Source organism: Kitasatospora sp. NPDC056783, from assembly GCF_042789895.1.
In the GTDB taxonomy this organism is placed as follows: domain Bacteria; phylum Actinomycetota; class Actinomycetes; order Streptomycetales; family Streptomycetaceae; genus Kitasatospora.
The window spans coordinates 1-18,509 of the sequence record NZ_JBHUAF010000055.1 but is presented as its reverse complement, the minus strand read 5'-3'; the positions used below and the strand labels follow the sequence as shown (position 1 = coordinate 18,509).

The 18,509-nt window shown below is 72.9% G+C and carries 22 protein-coding genes; 7 read left to right on the top strand and 15 right to left on the bottom strand.

Annotated features, from left to right (window positions below):
* Positions 1 to 15: 15 nt before the first annotated feature.
* The 3 genes from ACFRMQ_RS11605 to ACFRMQ_RS11595 all read left to right on the top strand — a co-directional run bounded on the left by ACFRMQ_RS11605 (position 16) and on the right by ACFRMQ_RS11595 (position 1,612).
* Complete coding sequence (locus ACFRMQ_RS11605; protein WP_380729576.1) at positions 16 to 564, top strand: RNA 2'-phosphotransferase; 549 nt, start codon at positions 16 to 18, stop codon at positions 562 to 564.
* Positions 565 to 743: 179 nt separating this feature from the next.
* Positions 744 to 1,127: a DUF3099 domain-containing protein gene (locus ACFRMQ_RS11600; RefSeq protein ID WP_380729553.1), complete on the top strand. Its 384-nt coding sequence runs from the start codon at positions 744 to 746 to the stop codon at positions 1,125 to 1,127.
* Positions 1,128 to 1,390: 263 nt separating this feature from the next.
* A complete protein-coding gene (locus ACFRMQ_RS11595) occupies positions 1,391 to 1,612 on the top strand; it encodes a hypothetical protein (RefSeq protein WP_380729551.1) in 222 nt (73 codons plus the stop codon).
* Between the two features lie 43 nt (positions 1,613 to 1,655).
* On the opposite strand, the gene moaA is transcribed toward ACFRMQ_RS11595, so the two are convergent.
* The 4 genes from moaA to ACFRMQ_RS11575 form a co-directional block, all read right to left on the bottom strand.
* Positions 1,656 to 2,645, bottom strand: a complete 990-nt coding sequence (gene moaA, locus ACFRMQ_RS11590) for a GTP 3',8-cyclase MoaA (RefSeq protein WP_380729549.1) — start codon at positions 2,643 to 2,645, stop codon at positions 1,656 to 1,658.
* A gap of 76 nt (positions 2,646 to 2,721) precedes the next feature.
* Positions 2,722 to 4,329: a cation acetate symporter gene (locus tag ACFRMQ_RS11585; RefSeq protein ID WP_380729545.1), complete on the bottom strand. Its 1,608-nt coding sequence runs from the start codon at positions 4,327 to 4,329 to the stop codon at positions 2,722 to 2,724.
* Positions 4,326 to 4,682: a DUF485 domain-containing protein gene (locus ACFRMQ_RS11580; protein WP_380729542.1), complete on the bottom strand. Its 357-nt coding sequence runs from the start codon at positions 4,680 to 4,682 to the stop codon at positions 4,326 to 4,328. Before ACFRMQ_RS11580 ends, ACFRMQ_RS11585 begins: the two co-directional genes overlap by 4 nt.
* A gap of 320 nt (positions 4,683 to 5,002) precedes the next feature.
* The gene (locus ACFRMQ_RS11575; RefSeq protein WP_380729540.1) at positions 5,003 to 6,046 is read right to left on the bottom strand and encodes a zinc-dependent alcohol dehydrogenase family protein; all 1,044 of its coding nucleotides are present in this window, start codon (positions 6,044 to 6,046) and stop codon (positions 5,003 to 5,005) included.
* Positions 6,047 to 6,172: 126 nt separating this feature from the next.
* Here ACFRMQ_RS11575 and ACFRMQ_RS11570 point away from each other — a divergent pair, with 126 nt between their 5' ends.
* Positions 6,173 to 7,168: a DEDDh family exonuclease gene (locus ACFRMQ_RS11570; protein WP_380729538.1), complete on the top strand. Its 996-nt coding sequence runs from the start codon at positions 6,173 to 6,175 to the stop codon at positions 7,166 to 7,168.
* Between the two features lie 31 nt (positions 7,169 to 7,199).
* Entirely contained in the window at positions 7,200 to 7,997 is a 798-nt protein-coding gene (locus ACFRMQ_RS11565; protein WP_380729536.1) for an SURF1 family protein, read from the top strand.
* Between the two features lie 100 nt (positions 7,998 to 8,097).
* Here the strand turns inward: ACFRMQ_RS11565 and trxA are convergent, their stop codons facing one another.
* The gene (gene trxA, locus ACFRMQ_RS11560) at positions 8,098 to 8,430 is read right to left on the bottom strand and encodes a thioredoxin (protein WP_380729534.1); all 333 of its coding nucleotides are present in this window, start codon (positions 8,428 to 8,430) and stop codon (positions 8,098 to 8,100) included.
* A 3-nt stretch (positions 8,431 to 8,433) separates the two neighbouring features.
* Entirely contained in the window at positions 8,434 to 8,841 is a 408-nt protein-coding gene (locus ACFRMQ_RS11555) for a MerR family transcriptional regulator (RefSeq protein WP_380729532.1), read from the bottom strand.
* A 135-nt stretch (positions 8,842 to 8,976) separates the two neighbouring features.
* Between ACFRMQ_RS11555 and ACFRMQ_RS11550 the strand changes: the two genes are divergently transcribed.
* On the top strand, positions 8,977 to 9,738 hold the full coding sequence (locus tag ACFRMQ_RS11550; protein WP_380729530.1) for an SDR family oxidoreductase: 762 nt from the start codon (positions 8,977 to 8,979) through the stop codon (positions 9,736 to 9,738).
* A 49-nt stretch (positions 9,739 to 9,787) separates the two neighbouring features.
* Here the strand turns inward: ACFRMQ_RS11550 and ACFRMQ_RS11545 are convergent, their stop codons facing one another.
* The 9 genes from ACFRMQ_RS11545 to ACFRMQ_RS11505 all read right to left on the bottom strand — a co-directional run bounded on the left by ACFRMQ_RS11545 (position 9,788) and on the right by ACFRMQ_RS11505 (position 16,949).
* Complete coding sequence (locus ACFRMQ_RS11545) at positions 9,788 to 10,435, bottom strand: alkaline shock response membrane anchor protein AmaP (protein WP_380729527.1); 648 nt, start codon at positions 10,433 to 10,435, stop codon at positions 9,788 to 9,790.
* Positions 10,432 to 11,058, bottom strand: a complete 627-nt coding sequence (locus ACFRMQ_RS11540) for a DUF6286 domain-containing protein (protein WP_380729524.1) — start codon at positions 11,056 to 11,058, stop codon at positions 10,432 to 10,434. The genes ACFRMQ_RS11545 and ACFRMQ_RS11540 overlap by 4 nt, the downstream gene beginning before the upstream one ends.
* Entirely contained in the window at positions 11,055 to 11,414 is a 360-nt protein-coding gene (locus ACFRMQ_RS11535) for a hypothetical protein (RefSeq protein WP_380729522.1), read from the bottom strand. The genes ACFRMQ_RS11540 and ACFRMQ_RS11535 overlap by 4 nt, the downstream gene beginning before the upstream one ends.
* Entirely contained in the window at positions 11,414 to 11,605 is a 192-nt protein-coding gene (locus tag ACFRMQ_RS11530) for a hypothetical protein (protein WP_063349611.1), read from the bottom strand. Before ACFRMQ_RS11530 ends, ACFRMQ_RS11535 begins: the two co-directional genes overlap by 1 nt.
* A 103-nt stretch (positions 11,606 to 11,708) precedes the next feature.
* A complete protein-coding gene (locus ACFRMQ_RS11525; protein WP_380729519.1) occupies positions 11,709 to 12,227 on the bottom strand; it encodes an Asp23/Gls24 family envelope stress response protein in 519 nt (172 codons plus the stop codon).
* 168 nt (positions 12,228 to 12,395) lie between these two features.
* The gene (locus ACFRMQ_RS11520; RefSeq protein ID WP_380729517.1) at positions 12,396 to 13,202 is read right to left on the bottom strand and encodes an enoyl-CoA hydratase/isomerase family protein; all 807 of its coding nucleotides are present in this window, start codon (positions 13,200 to 13,202) and stop codon (positions 12,396 to 12,398) included.
* A 283-nt stretch (positions 13,203 to 13,485) separates the two neighbouring features.
* Positions 13,486 to 13,719, bottom strand: a complete 234-nt coding sequence (locus tag ACFRMQ_RS11515; RefSeq protein WP_030059940.1) for a helix-turn-helix domain-containing protein — start codon at positions 13,717 to 13,719, stop codon at positions 13,486 to 13,488.
* A gap of 327 nt (positions 13,720 to 14,046) precedes the next feature.
* Positions 14,047 to 15,645, bottom strand: a complete 1,599-nt coding sequence (locus ACFRMQ_RS11510; protein WP_380729515.1) for an ABC-F family ATP-binding cassette domain-containing protein — start codon at positions 15,643 to 15,645, stop codon at positions 14,047 to 14,049.
* A gap of 248 nt (positions 15,646 to 15,893) precedes the next feature.
* The gene (locus ACFRMQ_RS11505; RefSeq protein ID WP_380729513.1) at positions 15,894 to 16,949 is read right to left on the bottom strand and encodes a hypothetical protein; all 1,056 of its coding nucleotides are present in this window, start codon (positions 16,947 to 16,949) and stop codon (positions 15,894 to 15,896) included.
* Between the two features lie 370 nt (positions 16,950 to 17,319).
* Here ACFRMQ_RS11505 and ACFRMQ_RS11500 point away from each other — a divergent pair.
* The coding region (locus ACFRMQ_RS11500) for a glycoside hydrolase family 26 protein (protein WP_380729511.1) at positions 17,320 to 18,509 on the top strand (1,190 nt) is incomplete at its 3' end.

The window sequence follows — 18,509 nt, the reverse complement described above, 5'->3', positions numbered from 1 at the left end:
GATACGAGAGACATGATGGACGAGAAGCGCCTGGTCAGGTCGAGCAAGATGCTGTCGCGCGTCCTGCGCCACGAGCCCGCTCTGGTCGGGGTGACGCCGGACGGGGCCGGCTGGGTCCGGGTCGACGAATTGCTCGCCGGGCTCGCCGCACGGGGCAGACCGCTCACCCGGGCCGAGCTGGACCACATCGTCGCGACCGACGACAAGCGCCGCTTCGGCTACTCGCCGGACGGTCTCTCGATCCGCGCCAACCAGGGCCACACGGTGGCGGTCGACCTCGGTCTGGCCGCCGCCGTGCCGCCGCCGGTGCTCTACCACGGCACCGCCGACCGGCACCTGGCGGCGATCTTCCGCGAGGGCCTGCTCCCGATGGCCCGCCGGGACGTCCACCTCTCGGCGGACACGGAGACGGCGACCCGGGTCGGCGGGCGGCACGGCCGTCCGGTGGTGCTGACGGTGCACGCGGCGGCGATGGCGGTGGCCGGCCACGAGTTCCGGCTCAGCGAGAACGGCGTCTGGCTCACCGACGCCGTGCCGCCGCGGTACCTCTCCCGGCGCTCGTAGCCCACCGGGCCGCTCGGGCGCCCGCGACCGGAGGGCCTGTCCGCTCCGCCGGACAGGCCCTTGGCGTACCCGACCGGGTGGGTGCCGCGCACCCGGTCTCGTCGCGGCCCGTGCCCGGGCGTACCGTGAGGAGGCCGCGCGGCCAGGCGCGCGGGTGCGCGACGAGGGCGGTAGGACACATGGGAAAGAGCGCCGACGACGGGCGGGTCTTCCGGATCACGGGAGCGCGCAGCAGCCTCACCGAGGACGTCCGGGGACGCCAGCGCCGCTACGTCATCTCGATGCTGGTCCGAACGGCCTGTGTGCTGCTCGCGGTGGTGCTGTGGGACGTCCAGCGGGTGCTGGCGTTCACCGCCCTGGCGGGCGCTGTGCTGCTGCCGTACTTCGCGGTGCTGATCGCCAACGCGGGCCGCGAGCGGGCTCCGGGGCTGCCGAGCACTTTCGACATTCCGCTCGACACCCCGCTGATGCTCGGCCCCGGTGGGACGGGTGGGGCGGGTGCGAACGCTGGTGCGGGAGGGACGAAGGCTGCGGCCACCGATCCTTCACAGGACGTGAACTGACCGTCCTTTTCACGCCAGTTCGCCCCGATCCGGCTCGACGAAAGCTCAAAAGAAGCTCAGATTAATCATGCAAGACCTCCCCATCCGAGGGTCGTGGCGTGACATACTGCGTACGCGCTCCGCATCCCCCGTCGGAGCGACGGACCGACGCCGGGCGGCTCCCCCCGTGGCTGCCCGGCGTCGCCATGCCCGGCTCCGGTCACCCCGGGCGGCCGTGACAGACTGGCGGTGCAGACTCCCCGCCAATCGTTGAGGACGGCCCGATGGACACCCCGCAGACGCCGATCTGCTCCGCCAAGGGCTGCCGGGCGGACGCCGGCTGGGTGCTGGTGTGGAACAACCCCAAGCTGCACACCCCGGACCGCCGCAAGACCTGGCTCGCCTGCGACGAGCACCGCGAGCACCTGTCCCGGTTCCTCGGGGTGCGCGGTTTCCTCAAGGAGGTCGTCGCCTTCGCCGACTGGACCCCCGAGGCCGCCGAGTAGTCGGCCGGGCCCGCGAAGGGCCGTTCCGGCCGGAAGGACCGCTCTAGCCGCCGATCGCGGACATCGGCCGCTCGGGCTGGAGGAACTCCGGGTCGTCTATCCCGGCCCCGGCCTTCTTGCCCCACATCGCCGCCCGCCACAGCGCGGCGAGCTCCGCGTCGTCCGCGCCCGAGCGCAGCGCGGTGCGCAGGTCGGTCTCGCTGGTCGCGAACAGGCAGTTGCGCACCTGACCGTCGGCGGTCAGCCGGGTGCGGTCGCAGGCCCGGCAGAACGGACGGGTGACCGAGGCGATCACGCCCACCCGGCCCGGTCCGCCGTCCACCAGCCAGCGCTCGGCGGGTGCCGCGCCCCGCCCCCCGGACGGCTCGGGAGTGAGCGTGAAGCGCGCCCGCAGCAGGTCCAGGATCTCCGCGGCGGTGACCATCGACGTACGGTCCCAGCCGTGCTGGGCGTCGAGCGGCATCTGCTCGATGAAGCGCAGCTCGTACCCCCGCTCCAGGCACCAGGCCAGCAGGTCGGCCGCCTCGTGGTCGTTGACCCCGCGCATCAGCACCGTGTTGAGCTTCACCGGCGCCAGCCCGGCGGCCTCGGCGGCGGCCAGACCGTCCAGCACGTCCTGGTGGCGGTGGCGGCGGGTGAGGGTGTGGAACACCTCGGGATCGAGAGTGTCCAGCGAGACGTTGATCCGGTCGAGCCCGGCCTCGCGCAGCGCGGTCGCGGTGCGGGCCAGCCCGATGCCGTTGGTGGTCAGCGAGAGTTCCGGCCGCGGCTCCAGTTCGGAGCAGGCGGCCACGACGGCGACCAGCCCGGGGCGCAGCAGCGGCTCGCCGCCGGTGAAGCGGACCTCGCGCACGCCGAGGTCGCGCACCGCGACCGTGACCAGTCGGACGATCTCCTCGTCGGTCAGCAGGTCCGGCTTGGCCAGCCACTGGAGGCCTTCCTCCGGCATGCAGTAGGTGCAGCGGAGGTTGCACCGGTCCGTGAGGGAGACCCTCAGGTCGACGGCCTGTCGTCCGAACGTGTCGAGCAGCACGTGCGTCCTTCCCCGAGATGCGGCCGGCCCGGCCACCGTCACGGCGGGCCGGGCCAGCATAGTCATCGCGGAACGGTCAGTGGGCGCCCAGCCCGGTCAACGAGCGGACCTCGAGTTCAGCGTACTTCGCCGGGTCGGGGCGTTCCTTGGACAGCAGTGTGCCGAGCCAGCCGGCCAGGAAACCGACCGGGATCGAGACCAGGCCGGGGTTCTCCAGCGGGAACCAGTGGAAGTCGGAGTGCGGGAAGAGCGAGGTCTTCGCGCCGGAGACCACCGGGGAGAAGACCACCAGCGCCACCGAGGTGATCAGTCCGGCGTAGACGGAGCTGACCGCGCCGACGGTGGTGAAGCGCTTCCAGAACAGCGAGTAGAGCAGGGTGGGCAGGTTCGCCGAGGCGGCGACCGCGAAGGCGAGGGCGACCAGGGCGGCGGTGTTGAGCTTGTCCGCGAAGAGGCTGAGCACGATCGCCACCGCCCCGATCGCGACCGCGGCCCACTTCGCCGACGACACCTCCTCCTTCTCGGACGCCTTTCCGCGACGGATCACGTTGGCGTAGAGGTCGTGCGCGAAGGAGGCGGAGGAGGCCAGCGTGAGCCCGGCGACCACGGCGAGGATGGTGGCGAAGGCGACCGCCGAGATCACCGCGAGCAGGATCGCGCCGCCGGTGGTCCCGGCGCCCCCGCCGAGCGCCTCGGCCAGCTGCGGGGCGGCGGTGTTGCCCGCCGCGTTCGCCGCCTTGATGGCCTTGGGGCCGACCAGCGCGGTCGCGCCGAAGCCCAGCGCCAGGGTCATCAGGTAGAAGACGCCGATGATGCCGATCGCCCAGAGCACCGACTTCCGGGCCGCCTTGGCGGTGGGGACGGTGTAGAAGCGGACCAGGATGTGCGGCAGGCCGGCGGTGCCGAGGACCAGCGCGATGCCGAGGCTGATGAAGTCGAGCTTGGCGGTGCCGCTGCCGTACTTCTGCCCTGGTTGGAGGAACGCCTCGCCCTTGCCGCTGGCGCTCGCCGCCGCGCCGAGCAGCTCGGAGGGGTTGAAGTGGTACTTGGCCAGCACCAGGACGGTCATCAGCGCGGCGCCGGCGATCAGCAGCACCGCCTTGACGATCTGCACCCAGGTGGTGCCCTTCATTCCGCCTATCACCACATAGACGATCATCAGCGCGCCGACGCCGACGATGGTCCAGCGCTTGGCGGCGTTCCCCTCGGCCCCCAGCAGCAGGGCCACCAGGGTGCCGGCGCCGACCATCTGGGCGAGCAGGTAGAAGATCGACACCACGATGGTGGAGACGCCCGCCGCGGTGCGCACCGGGCGCTGGCGCATCCGGAACGCGAGCACGTCCGCCATCGTGAAGCGGCCGGAGTTGCGCAGCGGTTCGGCGATCAGCAGCAGCGCGACCAGCCAGGCGACCAGGAAGCCGATCGAGTAGAGGAACCCGTCGTAGCCGCTGAGCGCGATGGTCCCGGCGATGCCGAGGAAGGAGGCGGCGGACATGTAGTCGCCGGAGATGGCCAGGCCGTTCTGGAAGCCGGTGAAGCCGCGGCCGCCGGCGTAGAAGTCGGCGGCGCTCTTGGTCTGCCGCCCGGCCCAGACCGTGATGCCGAGGGTGGCCAGGACGAACACGCCGAACAGGGCCGTCGTCAGGCCGCGGTGCTCGGTGGCGGAGCTGGCGAGCAGGGTCATTCGGCGGACTCCCGGGGAGCGTGGACGGCGGCGCCGTGCGCCTCGCGGATCGCCGCGGCGGACGGGTCGATCCGCCGGTCCGCGTAGCGGGCGTACCAGGCGGCGATGACGAAGGTGGTCGCGAACTGCAGCAGCCCGAGCACCAGGGCCACGTTGACGTGACCGACCACCTTGGTGCGCATCAGTCCGGGGGCGTAGCAGGAGAGGAGGACGTAGAGCAGGTACCACAGCACGAAGCCGATGGTGACCGGGAAGGCGAAGCTGCGGAACGAACGCCGCAGCGTGCGGAACTCCGCGCTGTCGTCGATGAGTCGGGCGTCCGTGGCGGCGTTGGTGATCGGCGGCGAATCCACTCTCTCTCCTCGGCGTATGTGTCACACGGGGGACGGTCGAACGTGAGGGTCGTCACAGGTCTGGTGCGCGCCGCGCAATGCTAGGAGCGTCCTGCCCGCCCCGAAAGGGGTTGACCGCGATCAGTCGACCGTTCACCCCCTCGGACCATCCGATTGGCCGAAAAGCAGTCCATAGCGGCGATCACGTCGTCCACGACCGGGATCCGCCCGGCCGCCTCCCCGCCCCGGGAAACGGCCCGGGAAACGGCGCCGGGAAACGCCACCGGCCCGTGCCGGACCCCACACGGGGCGGCACGGGCCGGTGGCGGGAGACCGTTGTCTCAGAACGCGATCCGCACCTTCAGGGCCGAGCGGTCGTCCATCGCGCGGTAGCCGTCCGGAACGCCGTCGAGGTCGACGGTGCGGTCGAACACCAGGCCCGGCTCGATCGCTCCCGAGAGCACGTCCGGCAGCAGCTCGGGTATGTACGCGCGGGCCGGGGCGACGCCGCCGTTCAACGAGACGTTCCGGCCGAACATCTGACCGATGTCGACGCCCGCGCTGCCGCCGTGCGGCACCCCGACGTAGCCCACCGCGCCGCCGTCCCGGGCGATCGAGATGGCCGTGCGCATCGACTCCTCGGTGCCGACCGCCTCCAGCACCGCGTGCGCGCCCTGACCGCCGGTCAGCTCCTTCACCGCCTCGACGGCGTCCTCGCCGCGCTCCGCCACCACGTCCGTCGCACCGAAGCGACGGGCCAGTTCGGTGCGGGCCGCGTGCCGGCCCAGCGCGATGATCCGGCCCGCGCCCAGCCGGTGCGCCGCCAGCACGCCGCACAGCCCGACCGCGCCGTCGCCGACCACCGCCACCGTCGCACCGGGGCGCACCCGCGCCGAGACCGCGGCGTGGTGCCCGGTCGCCATCACGTCGGACAGCGCCAGCAGCCCGGGCAGCAGCTTCTCGTCACCAGCCGCCTCCTTCGGCAGCTTCACCAGCGTCCCGTCCGCGAACGGCACCCGCACCGCCTCGCCCTGGCCGCCGTCCGAGCCGACCTGCCCCCAGAACCCGCCGTGCGGGCAGGAGGTCTGGAGGCCTTCGAGACAGAAGTCACACTTCCCGTCCGACCAGACGAACGGCGCCACCACCAGGTCACCCTTGGCGAAGCCGCGCACCTCGGCGCCGACCTCCTCGACCACGCCCAGGAACTCGTGCCCGATCCGCTGCCCGGCCACCCGCCGCGCCACCCCACGGTAGGCCCACAGGTCGCTGCCGCAGATGCAGGCGTTGACCACCCGCAGCACCACGTCCGTCGGCTGCTGGATCACCGGGTCCGGTACTTCTTCGATCCGGATGTCGTTGGGGCCGTGAATCACGGTGGCACGCATGCGCTTTTCCTTAGCTGAAACGATCTCGACCAGGTGTACGACACCCCCATCGACCACTCTATTCCGGCCGGTCGGTCGGAACATTCCGGCCGGAGTCCCCCGCCCGGCCCCTTATCCTGTTGGACCATGCAACCGATCCAGCCCGAGACCTACGGAGTGCCGCGGACCGCCCCGGTCCCCGCCCAGCGCTCCGCCGCCCCCGCCGGGGGCTTCGCGGTCGTCGACGTCGAGACCACCGGTCTCGGCCGCTCCGACCGCGTCATCTCGGCGGGCGTCTACCAGCTGGACACGGACGGCGACGTCATCGACCACTGGTACACCCTGGTCAACCCCGAGCGGGACCCGGGCCCGGTCTGGATCCACGGCCTCACCGCCGAGTTGCTCTCCTCCGCCCCGACCTTCCCGCAGATCGCCGACGAGTTCGCCGCCCGCCTGGAGAACCGCGTCCTGGTCGCGCACAACGCGCTCTTCGACTGGAACATGATCTCCCGCGAGTTCTCCCGGGCCGGCCTGCGCGCCCCGGTCGAGCAGCGGCTGTGCACCATGGTCCTCTCCCGCGACCTGCGCCTGCCGCTGCCCAACGGCAAGCTGTCCTCGCTCGCGGCCCACTTCGGCGTCCGGCAGCGCCAGGCCCACAACGCCCTGGACGACGCCCGGGTGCTCGCCGAGGCCTTCCGCCCCAGCCTGCGCCTCGCCCGCGACGGCGGCGTGCCGCTGCCGCTCCAGAACTGCGTCGCGGTCACCGATCTCGGTGAGGACGAGCCCGCCGCCCCCGCCCGCAACACCTGGACCGGCGCCACGTACCGCCAGTCCAAGAAGCGCCCGCCCTGCCCGTACCCCAACCCGGGGCGCTGGGAGGACGGCAAGCCGCTGGTCCAGGGCATGCGGGTGGCCATCAGCGGCGACACCGCCACCGACCGCGAGGTCCTGGAGGACCGCGCGGTCGAGGCCGGCCTGCACATCGCCACCTCGGTGAGCCGCCTCACCAGCCTGCTGGTCACCAACGACCCGGACAGCTGGAGCGGCAAGGCCCGCAAGGCCCGTGAGGTCGGCACGCCGGTGGTCGGCGAGGACGCCTTCCTCCAACTACTGCGCGAGGTCGCCCCGCACCCCGGTGCGTGAGCCCGTTGTGAGGTCGGCGTACCGTTCCCATGTGTACCGTTTTCTGCTGACCCGACAGTGGCTGATCACCATCCTGATCGCGCTGCTGCTGATCCCCGCGACGATCAAGCTGGGTTTCTGGCAGCTGCACCGCCACGAGGCGCGGGTGGCCCGGAACGAGCTGATCGGCAAGGCCCTCACGGACGCGCCGGTCCCGTTCGACACCCTGTCGCCGACGCCTGGGTTCGCGGTCCCCAAGGACCTCACCTGGCGCGCGGTGACCGCCACCGGACAGTACGACCCGGCGCACGAGTTCGTGGTCCGCAAGCGGACCGACTCCAGCGGGACCATCGGCTACTTCGTGGTGACCCCGTTCCGGCTCTCCGACGGCAAGGGCACCGTCCTGGTCAACCGCGGCTGGGTCGCCTCCGGCGCCGGGGCCGCCGACTACCCGCCCGTCCCGGCCGCCCCCGCCGACGAGGTCTCCCTCACCGGCCGCCTGCGCGCCGAGGAGACCTACGGCGCCAGCGGCATCAAGGACCGCACCGGCCTGCCCGACCGCCAGTTCAACCTGATCAACACCGACGAACAGGCCAAGCGGACCGGCGCCCCGCTCCTCGGCGGCTACCTCGAACTCACCGGCACCACCCCGGCACCGGCCGACCAGCCCCAGCTGATCCCCGAGCCCAACCATTCCGACATCGGCCCGCACATGGCGTACGCGGTCCAGTGGTGGCTGTTCACCGCGATGATCCCGGTCGGTGTCTGGGTCCTCGCCCGCAGGGAGGCCAGGGACCGCGCCAAGCAGGCGGCCGAAGCCGAGGTGCCGCTCGACGCCGTCCCCGTCTAGGCCACGCCCAGGGCACATCGAGGCTCGGACGGACATCTCCCCATCGACTCGTCGCCCTGCCGGCTCTCGTCGCCCGACCGACTTCTCGCCGCCCGACCGGCTAGAGCACGTCCGCCAGCTCCCGCAGCAGCCGTGCCTTCGCCCGCGCCCCCACCACCGACCGCACCGGCTGCCCGTCCCGGAACACCATCAGCGTCGGCATCGAGAGCACCCCGTACTCCGCCTGCGTCCTCGGGTTGCGGTCCACGTCCACGGTCACCACCCGCAGCCGGTGCGCCTCCTCCCGCGCGATGTCCGCCAGCACCGGCGCCATCATCCGGCACGGCGGGCACCAGTCCGCCGTGAAGTCCACCAGCACCGGCCCCCGCGCCGCCAGTACCTCCGTGTCGAACGTCTCGTCCGTCACCGCTGGCACGCCCGCGATCTCCACCATCGTCTACTCCTTCACCAGTTCACACAGGGGCGGTTCCTCGACGGCGGCCAACTCGTCCCGGGCCTTCACGGCCCGCTCGAACTGCCCCGCCACCCGAGCCCGCACGTCCTGGAGCCGGGCGATGCACTCGTCCAGCTCCCCCAGCTTCCTGCGGTACACCTCCAGAGAGGCCGGACACGAGTCACCCTCCGGGTGCCCTGCCCGCAGGCACTCCACGAACGGCCTGGTCTCCTCCAGCCCGAACCCGAAGTCCCGCAGCATCCGGATCTCCCGCAGCAGCCGCAGATCCCCCTCGTCGTACGCCCGGTACCCGTTGACCGCCCGCCGGGCCGGCAGCAGTCCCAACTGCTCGTAGTACCGCAACGCCCGCGTGGTCGTTCCCGCCCGCTCCGCCAACTCCCCGATCCGCACGCCGAACCACTCCTCCCGCACATCCGTCCACGACGGTAAACCTTCCCCCCGGCGTCAACGCCAGCCCCGTCCCAGGGCACGCGGTCCGGATCCCCCACGCCCCCACCCGCTCCCCCACCGGGCAAGATGTCCCTCATGGATCTCGGACTGAAAGACAAGGCCTACATCGTCACCGGCGCCACCCGAGGCCTCGGCCTCGCCAGCGCCCGTGAACTCGCCGCCGACGGCGCCCGGGTGCTCATCAGCGGCCGCACCGCGCAGGCCGTCGACGCCGCCGTCGCCGAACTCGAAACCCTCGGCACCGCCCGGGGCCTCGTCGCCGACAACGCCGCCCCCGACACCGCCGAGCGCCTCGTCGCCGAGGCCCGGCAGCAGTTCGGCCGTCTCGACGGCATCCTGATCAGCGTCGGCGGCCCCAAGGCCGGCCCGGTCGAGACCGCCCCCGAGGACGCGTGGCGCGACGCCTTCGAGAGCGTCTTCCTCGGCGCCCTCCGGCTCGCCCGCACCACCGCCGCCGCGCTCTCCGACGGCGGTGTGATCGCCTTCGTGCTCTCCAGCTCGGTCCGCCAGCCGATCCCCGGCCTGGGCATCTCCAACGGCCTGCGCCCCGGTCTCGCCATGGCCGCCAAGTCCCTCGCCGACGAACTCGGCCCCCGCGGTATCCGGGTACTCGGTCTGCTCCCGGGCCGGATCGACACCGACCGGGTCCGCGAGCTCGACGCCCTCGCCGCCGACCCGGACGCCGCCCGCGCCCAGGCCGGGGCCACCATCCCGCTGCGCCGCTACGGCACCCCCGAGGAGTTCGGCAAGGTCGCCGCCTTCCTGCTCTCCCCGGCCGCCTCGTACCTGACCGGCGTCATGGTCCCCGTCGACGGCGGCGCCCTGCGCCCGCTCTGATCCGTCCCCCGCCGGACCGGTCCGTCCCGGCCGGGCCCGACGGCTCGCGCTATTCCACTCTCGACGGCCGCCGACCCCGCCGACCCCGTACGCGCCGGGGCTCGGCGGGGGCCGCCTGCAACACCCGGATCCGCAGGTCTGCCGGCAGTTCGGCCAGTCGCAGGCTCTCGCAGGCGTCCGTCCGGGGCCCGTCCTCGAAGTGCGCCACCAGCGCGGCCGGGTCCCCGCCCGGTCTCAACCGCACCGCACCGCGCAGCCGCGGATGCCCCGGCGCCCGCACCAGCCGCACCCCGGCCCGCTCGACCTCCGGCAGCACCGCCGTCCCGTTCTCCAGCGCTTCCTCCAGCGCCCGCGCACCGACCCGCAGCCGAAGCCCGCTCACCCCCGGCGTGGGCACCGCGATGCTCGACAGCCCGGTGCGCCTCAGCTGCGCCACCAGCCACCACGCCGTCCCCGCCACCAGAACGGCCGGCCCGCCGATCACCGTCGGCCACCACCACGACGACGCCACCCACCGCCCCCGCGAGCGCGCGCTCACCACCGGCTGGTCCGGCGAGGTGAGCGGCCACCACCCCGGCGGGTGCACGCCCAGCCGCCGGTACAGATCGAGTCCGCCCGCCAGCACCAGCGCCCCGGCCCCCAGCAGCAGCGCCCCCATCACCCCGAGCAGCACCCGGTTGACGACCGTCCGCCTCACTCCGCCACCCCCGGGCCCGAGCCCGAGCCGTCCCGCACCGCTGTCCCGGCCCCCCGCACCGACCGCACGTCCAGCCGCGGCGGCCGCCCCAGCCCCACCCGCGCCACCTCGTCCCGCAACTGCCGCTGCACCAGCGCCGGGTCCGCCGACCCCGCCAACGAGATCCGGACCCGCCGCCGCCCGACCCGCACGCGCAGGTGGTCGATCCCGTCCAGCCCCGCCGCCCGGTCCACCAGCAGGTGTCCGATCCCGGCCCGGTCGATGGCCGCCGTCGTCCCCCCGTACGGCCGCAGCACGAGCCACCGCCGCAGCCCGGGCGCGACGGCCAGCCACAGCAGCCACCCGCCGAGCACGGTCGCCGCCCCGGCTCCCACCAGCACCCCCAGGTCGTCCAGGTGACGCGTCGCCAGCTCGTCCGCGATCTGCGCCCGCCACCGCCGGGCCGGCTGCCCCACCCGCACCGCGACCACGTCGTACAGCAGCGCCCCCGCCACCACCAGCACCCCCGTGGCCACCACCGCCGCCGCTGCCGTACGGGGCGCCCGCGGTCTCCGGGTCTTCCTCCGTCGAAGGTCCGGCGCCGCCTCCGGCTCGTCCCTCACTCCGGGGTCCTGCTCCGTCACGAGGCGCTCCCCGTCACCAGCTTCTCGACCACGACGACCACTCTCGACACCTTGGTCCCGGTCAGCCCCGCCACCCGTTCCGCGATCCGCTCCCGCACCGCCCCGGCCAGCGCCGCGACGTCCGACGGGAACGGCAGTTCGACCGCGACCCGGACGGTCACCGTGCTCCCCGGTACGGTCACCGACACGTGCGGCGGCGCTCCCGCCGCCCGCCCGGCGGGCCAGGCCCCGGCCAGCACCTCCCCGGTGGCCCGGGCGGCGATCCGCGCGTACACCCGGTCGGCGACGCGAAGCCGCCCCCGGCGCCCCGGCGCGGGGAGCGAAGCGGAGACCGGACCGGGCACCGGGGCCGCCATCAGCGGCGCCGGTCGCGGCCGCGGAGCAGGTCTCCCAGGTCCCCCAGCTCGATGTCGCCCTCCAGCAGGCGCCCGGCCACGAAGCCGACCAGCCCGAGCGCGGCCACCAGGAGGAACGCCGCGAAGCCGCCGAAGTACCCGGCGAAGCCGAGGGCCATTCCCACCACCAGGCCGACGATGGCCAGGTTCATCCGCTACTCCCTCGTCTCCCGCTGCCGCGTCCGGTCCGGACCCGCCTCCCCCCACCGCCGTCTCTTCCCCGCCGGTTCCGCCTGTTCCGCCCCGCCGAACCCGCTACTTGAGCTTCGGCCGCTGCCCGGGCGTCGGCACCGGCTCCTCTTCCTCCTCGTACTCCGGTTCATCCGGAAGATGGACGTCGTTGACGGCGATGTTGACCTCGACGACCTCCAGGCCGGTCATCCGTTCGACCGCGCGGATGATGTTCTCCCGCACCTGGCGGGCCAGTTCGGGGATGACCACGCCGTACTCCACCACGAGGGCGATGTCGATCGCGGTCTGCTTCTCGCCGACCTCGGCCTTGATGCCCCGCCCGACGCTGGGCTTGCCGCCCGGGACCCGGTCCCGCATGGCACCGAAGGTCCGGGCGAGCCCGGAGCCGAGCGCGTGGATTCCGGCGATCTCCCGCGCCGCCATCCCGGCGATCTTCTCCACCACGCCGACGGCCAGTGCGGTACGGCCGCGCTCCGCCACCGGAGTGGCGCCGTCGGCGGAACCCTGCGGCGGACCGGGGGTCGGCGAGCCGCCACCGCCGGAGTGCTTGTGCATGGTCGCGGGCGTCGGGGTGTCAGGCATGGGCGCATCTCCCGTCGTACGGCTCCAGCTATATCGCAGACCTCCACAACTCTGGCATTCCGCCACGATCCCTGCCCCCCGAGCGACGGCCGCCCGCCTCCGCGCAGCGCAAAGGGCCCGGCCTCGGGGGGATTCCCCGGGGCCGGGCCCAGCGTCGGTGCCGTCCGGTCAGTCGCCGATCCCGGCGAGCTCCCGCAGCCGGCGGGCCTGCGCCGCCCGTTCGGCCGAGCGCTGCTCGTCGAACGAGCGCCCGGAAGCCCCTTGCAGCAGGGCCTTGGTCTCGATCACGGCTCCGCGCGGAGCGGCCAGCAGGGCCGCCGCGAGGTCGCGGGCGGCGCCGTCCAGCTCCTCCCCCGGGACCGCCAGGTTGGCCAGCCCGATCGCGGCCGCCTCCTCGGCGCCCACCCAGCGGCCGGTCGCGCAGATCTCCAGCGCCCGCGCGTAGCCGACGAGTTCGGTGAGCGGCTTGGTCCCGGCCAGGTCCGGGACCAGGCCCAGCGAGGTCTCCTTCATCGCGAACCGGACGTCCTCGGCGACCACCCGCAGGTCGCAGCCGAGCGCCAGCTGGAAGCCCGCGCCGACGGCGTGGCCCTGGACCGCCGCGATGGAGATCAGGTCCGGACGGCGCCACCAGGTGAAGGCCTCCTGGTACGAGGCGATGGCGTCGTCCAGTTCGCGGTCGGTGGAGGCGGCGAGCTGGAGGAAGGTGGGCTCGCCCGGAATGCCCTCGGCGGTGAACATGGCCCGGTCCAGACCGGCGGAGAAGGAGACGCCCTCCGCGCGCAGCAGCACCACCCGGACGCTGCCGGGCAGGTCACGGCCGGCGTCGGTGAGGGCGCGCCAGAGCGCGGGCGACTGGGCGTTGCGCCGCTTCGGCTGACACAGGGTGACGACGGCGAGTTCGCCTTCGATCTCCAGGCGGACGCCGTCCCGCTCCCAGCTCGGGGCCTGCGGGTCGATGGCGGGGGCGGTCATGCGGGGACCTCCGGTGGCGAGGGACTTGGCTACCGGAGAGTAACAAAACTCGGCGCGCGGGGGCAGGGGCCCGGTCAGGAAAGATCGACGGGCCCGCCGGGCTCGATGAAGAGCGAAAGGAGAGTGAGCGGAGAAAGGGCCGCGGGGGCGGACGACACCCCGGACATGACGATCGGCGGCCGGCCCGCACGGCCCGAGGGCGGATACCCAGCCGATGACCGGCTGCCGTCTCCTCGGCCGGCGTCCTGCCGCCGCGCCATCCAGCCTATAAGCTGACGAACCGTCAGGAACCGGCCCCGGCAGTCGCCTTGTTCTTGCCCCGCGTGGCACCGCCGCGGCCCCGGAGGATCACTCCGGATTCGCTCAGCATCCGGTGCACGAAGCCGTACGAACGACCGGTCTCCTCCGCGAGAGCGCGAATGCTCGCCCCGGAGTCGTACTTCTTCTTGAGATCGGCCGCGAGCTTCTCACGCGCGGCACCGGTTACCCGGCTGCCCTTTTTCAGAGTCTCGGCCACCCGTGCCTCCTCGTAGCGTTGCTCGGTCAGATTCCCATGATCACCCATCCCTCTCGTCCTGGCCACCCATTCGACAAGGTCGATGTCGCAAATGCGTGGTCCGCCGGTGGTGATCCGAGCGCATCAGGGCGCTCACGCAGAGTGCACGCCCCCGGGCGGATACCGCCGTTCGACGCGAAACAGCTGATCAGCAGCGTCGGCCCGACCACGATCACGTGGCGGGCCGACGGAAAGTCCTTAAACGGAATCCAGGTCTACTTCATTCCCGGACACGCCGAAAGGACTAGATATTCTCATCCGAAAAGCGGATGTCGCGTCTACTTCAGGTCAGGCCAGGGAGACCAGATCTGCGTAGGACGGGTTCCAGAGGTCCTCCACACCGTCCGGCAGCAGGATGATCCGCTCCGGGTCCAGCGCCTCGACCGCGCCCTCGTCGTGAGTGACCAGCACGACCGCTCCGGAGAACTCGCGCAGCGCGCCCAGGATCTCCTCGCGGCTGGCCGGGTCGAGGTTGTTGGTGGGCTCGTCCAGCAGCAGCACGTTGGCGGAGGAGACCACCAGGGTGGCCAGCGCCAGACGGGTCTTCTCACCACCGGAGAGCACCCCGGCCGGCTTGTCGACGTCGTCGCCGGAGAACAGGAAGGAGCCGAGGATCTTGCGGATCTGCACCAGGTCGGTGTCCGGAGCGGCCGAGCGCATGTTCTCCAGCACGCTGCGGTCCGGGTCCAGGGTCTCGTGCTCCTGGGCGTAGTAGCCGATCTTCAGACCGTGGCCCGGGATCACCTCACCGGTGTCCGGCTGCTCCACCCCGGCCAGCATCCGCAGCAGGGTGGTCTTGCCGGCGCCGTTGAAGCCCAGCACGACGACCCGGGAACCCCGGTCGATCGCCAGGTCAACGTCGGTGAAGATCTCCAGCGAGCCGTAGGACTTGGACAGGCCGCTGGCGGTCAGCGGGGTCTTGCCGCAAGGGGCCGGCTCCGGGAAGCGCAGCTTGGCGACCTTGTCGTTCACCCGGACCTGCTCCAGTCCGGAGAGCAGCTTGTCGGCCCGGCGGGCCATGTTCTGCGCGGCCACCGTCTTGGTCGCCTTGGCGCGCATCTTGTCGGCCTGCGCGTTCAGGGTCGCGGCCTTCTTCTCGGCGTTGGCCCGCTCGCGCTTGCGGCGCTTCTCGTCGTCCTCGCGCTGCTGCTGGTACTGCTTCCAGCCCATGTTGTAGACGTCGATGCAGGAACGGTTGGCGTCCAGGTAGAAGACCTTGTTGACGACCGTCTCGACCAGGTCGACGTCGTGCGAGATGACGATGAAGCCGCCCTTGTAGGTCTTCAGGAAGTCCCGCAGCCAGACGATGGAGTCCGCGTCCAGGTGGTTGGTGGGCTCGTCGAGCAGCAGCACGTCGGAGTCCGAGAAGAGGATCCGGGCCAGTTCGACGCGGCGGCGCTGACCACCCGAGAGGGTGTGCAGCGGCTGGCCGAGGATGCGGTCCGGCAGGCCCAGCGCGGCGGCGATGGTGGCGGCCTCGGCCTCGGCGGCGTACCCGCCCTTGGTGAGGAACTCGGTCTCCAGCCGGGCGTACTTCTTCATCGCGTTGTCCCGGGTGGCGCCCTTGCCGTTCGCCATCCGCTCCTCGTTCTCGCGCATCTTCTTCAGCACGGTGTCGAGGCCCCGGGCGGACAGGATGCGGTCCTTGGCGAGGACGTCCAGGTCACCGGTGCGCGGGTCCTGCGGGAGGTAGCCGACCTCGCCCGAACGGGTGACGGTACCGGCGGCGGGAAGGCCCTCGCCGGCCAGCACCTTGGTGAGCGTGGTCTTGCCGGCACCGTTGCGGCCGACCAGGCCGATCCGGTCGCCGGCGGCGACCTTGAAGCTCGCGGACTCGATCAGAATCCGGGCACCGGCACGCAGTTCGAGGGCGTTGGCGGAAATCATGGCTGGGGACTACTCCTGGGACGTGGGCGGGCGGCCGGGTGGGACGGACCCGGGGCCGGGTCGGCGTGAGGGGGCTTCATCGGCGGTCGGCGCGGCCCTCGTGGCGCCGCCGCCCGCTATTGCCCGGAGAAGATAGCCATGGCGGCAAGTCTACCGGGCTCCGCGACACCCCCAATGGAGTACCGCCCCCGGGCAGCCGGCGGCCCGGCACCCGCCGGTCGGCGCCCGCGGAAGGATCGTGGTCGCCGCTACGGCGCGGCCGGCCGGTCCCCGGCGGGAGCCCCGGCGTCCGGGGCGGTGGCGGCATCCTGAGCGGGGTCCGCGGCCACCGGGGCCCCAGGCGCCGCGGGTGGCGCCTGGGCGGCCGGGTCGCCCCCGGCCGGGGTCGCCGACGGGTCGGCGCAGCCCCCCTGCGGCCGGACCGCCGCGAACGGCGCGTCCAGGCTGCCACAGGCCGTCTCGGGAGCGGCCGCCTTGGTGTCGAACACCTTCGGGGGCACGATCGGGCCGTCGGTGATCTCCACCCGGCTGCCGTCCAGCACCTTGAACGAGGCGGCCGGACCGGTGCTCATCGCCCAGCCCTTGTTGTCCAGCCGGTAGCCGGTGATGGCCCCGGAGGCGGGCTGCCCGCTGCCGTTGGCGCAGGTGCGCGGGACGAGCACGGCGTAGTCGGTGTGGACGGTGCGCAGCGGGTCGAAGACGCAGCCGGCGGCGGGCTTGTCGTTGTAGCGCAGGTCGCCGTCGGCGTCGCGCAGGCCCATGGTCAGGTTCGGCGTCACCAGGGCCAGCCAGGGCGAGCCGTCCCGCTGGACGGTGTGCAGCGCGGCCGCGGCCCGCTGCTGGGCGAGCGCCTTGCGCTGGGCGTCGGTCCGCTTGTCCGCGCCGGGCTCGCCGTCGCCGCGCAGCCAGTCGGCCAGGCCCGGCACCGCGCGGTGCCAGCGCACCTCGTGGTCGCCCGGGCGCACCGAGGTGACGAGGCCGTCGTCCCAGACCACGATGGCGTTGTCCCCGGCCATCGCCAGGTAGAGCGCCTCGGCGCCCTCGCGGCGGTAGGACCAGGCCTGCTCGCCGGTCTGCCGGTGGAAGGCCTCCAGCCCCGGGCCCACCCGCAGGTCGAGGTCGGCCGAGCTGAGGGACTCGGAGTTCACCGGCGTCGCCCCCGCGTCGCCCGGTCCCGCCACCCGGTCGCCGAACGGCACCGGCTTGTTCGCGTGCGCCGCCGCTCCGGCCGCAAGGACCAGCATCACCGCCGAGGCAGGCAGGATCGAGCGGGGGGACAGTACACGCAGCGGCTTCCAGGACACGGCCGGAGCGTACCTTTCGCCGGGCACACGAGTCAGCCCGGTTCTGCCGCCGCTCCGTCCGGCCGAGCGCGTGCCCGACCCCGCGCGCCCTGCCCGTACGACCGCCCGCCCACCTGCGCCGTCGAGGCTCCGGCCGCTCCGGCGGGCTTGCCGGAACGGGCCGGAGAAGCCCGGAGGGACCGTTACGGATCTGTTACCCGATCTCCGGTCGCCGGCCTCTGCGGCAGACGGCGTTCGAAGACCGCCCACTTTAGGGTGACATCCGGCATTTTCTTCCTCCGACGGGCCTACTGTCGGCGAGCGGGGCGTCACGGTCCGTCCACGCCGAGACCGTGACGCCCCGCTCACGAGACGTCCGGAGGAGAGACCCATGCGAATCGGCCGCCTGACGCTGGCCGCCGCCACCCTGTTGCTGATGGCCACGGCCAGCGTCCCGGCTGGGACGCCGTTCAGCCAGACCGAACGGCACGCCCTCTCCGCGGACGCCATCGAGCGGCGCGGGCCGGCCGCCCGCCCGCCGGTCCAGCGACCGAAGCACGAGCCGCCGTTCGGCGCCTTCGTCGGGTCCTGGGACGACCACATCCCGCAGATCAGCCGGTACGCCAAGTGGCTGGGCGACGCGAACATGCAGGTCGGCCACACCTATCTGGCGGGCAACGGCTGGAGCGACATCGAGGGCGAGCCGATGGTGCTCAGCCTGTGGTCGCAGTGGCGGCAGGCCGATCCGTCCCGGCTGCTGGTGCTCGGCGTGCCGATGCTGGTGCCCAGCGAGGCGGACGTGCCGGACGGCGAGGTCGCCGGACTGCTCGCCGAGGGGGCGCGCGGGGACTTCGACGCGCACTTCATCAAGCTCGCGCGCCGCTTGGTGACGCTGGGCGCCGCGGACACCGTTCTCACTCTCGGCTGGGAGATGAACGGCACCACCTACACCCACCGCTGCAAGCCCGACCCGTCCGCCTGGAAGACGTACTGGCGGCGGATCGTCGAGGCGATGCGCTCGGTGCCCGGGCAGCGGTTCCGCTTCGACTTCGCGCCCAGCCGCGGCCTGGACGCCATCCCGTGGACCAGGTGCTATCCCGGCGACGACGTGGTCGACATCATCGGCATGGACACCTACGACCAGCCCGCCGGAGGCACCTTCGACGACTACGTGCACGAGCCGTACGGCCTCCAGGACCAGGTGGAGTTCGCCGCCGCGCACGGCAAGCCGGTCTCCTACCCGGAGTGGGGGCTGTTCCGCAACGGCGACAACCCCGAGTACGTACAGCGGATGGTCGACTGGATCCGCACCCACGACACCGCCTACCAGACCGTCACCGACTACTGTCCGCACGGCTTCTTCCAGTGCGATCGCAATCCGCGCTCGGCGGCGGCGTTCAAGCAGCTGATGTCCGGCTCGCGGGGGGCGCCCGCGCCGGCGCAGGTACCCCCGGCGCCCGTCGGCGCGGTGGTGGTGCCGGGCGCGCCCCCGGCGCCGGGCCCGGCCGGCCCGCAACCCCGCGCACCCACCCGCCCGCGCACCCCGCGCTCACGCCGCTCACTCCGCGCATTTCGCGCTGC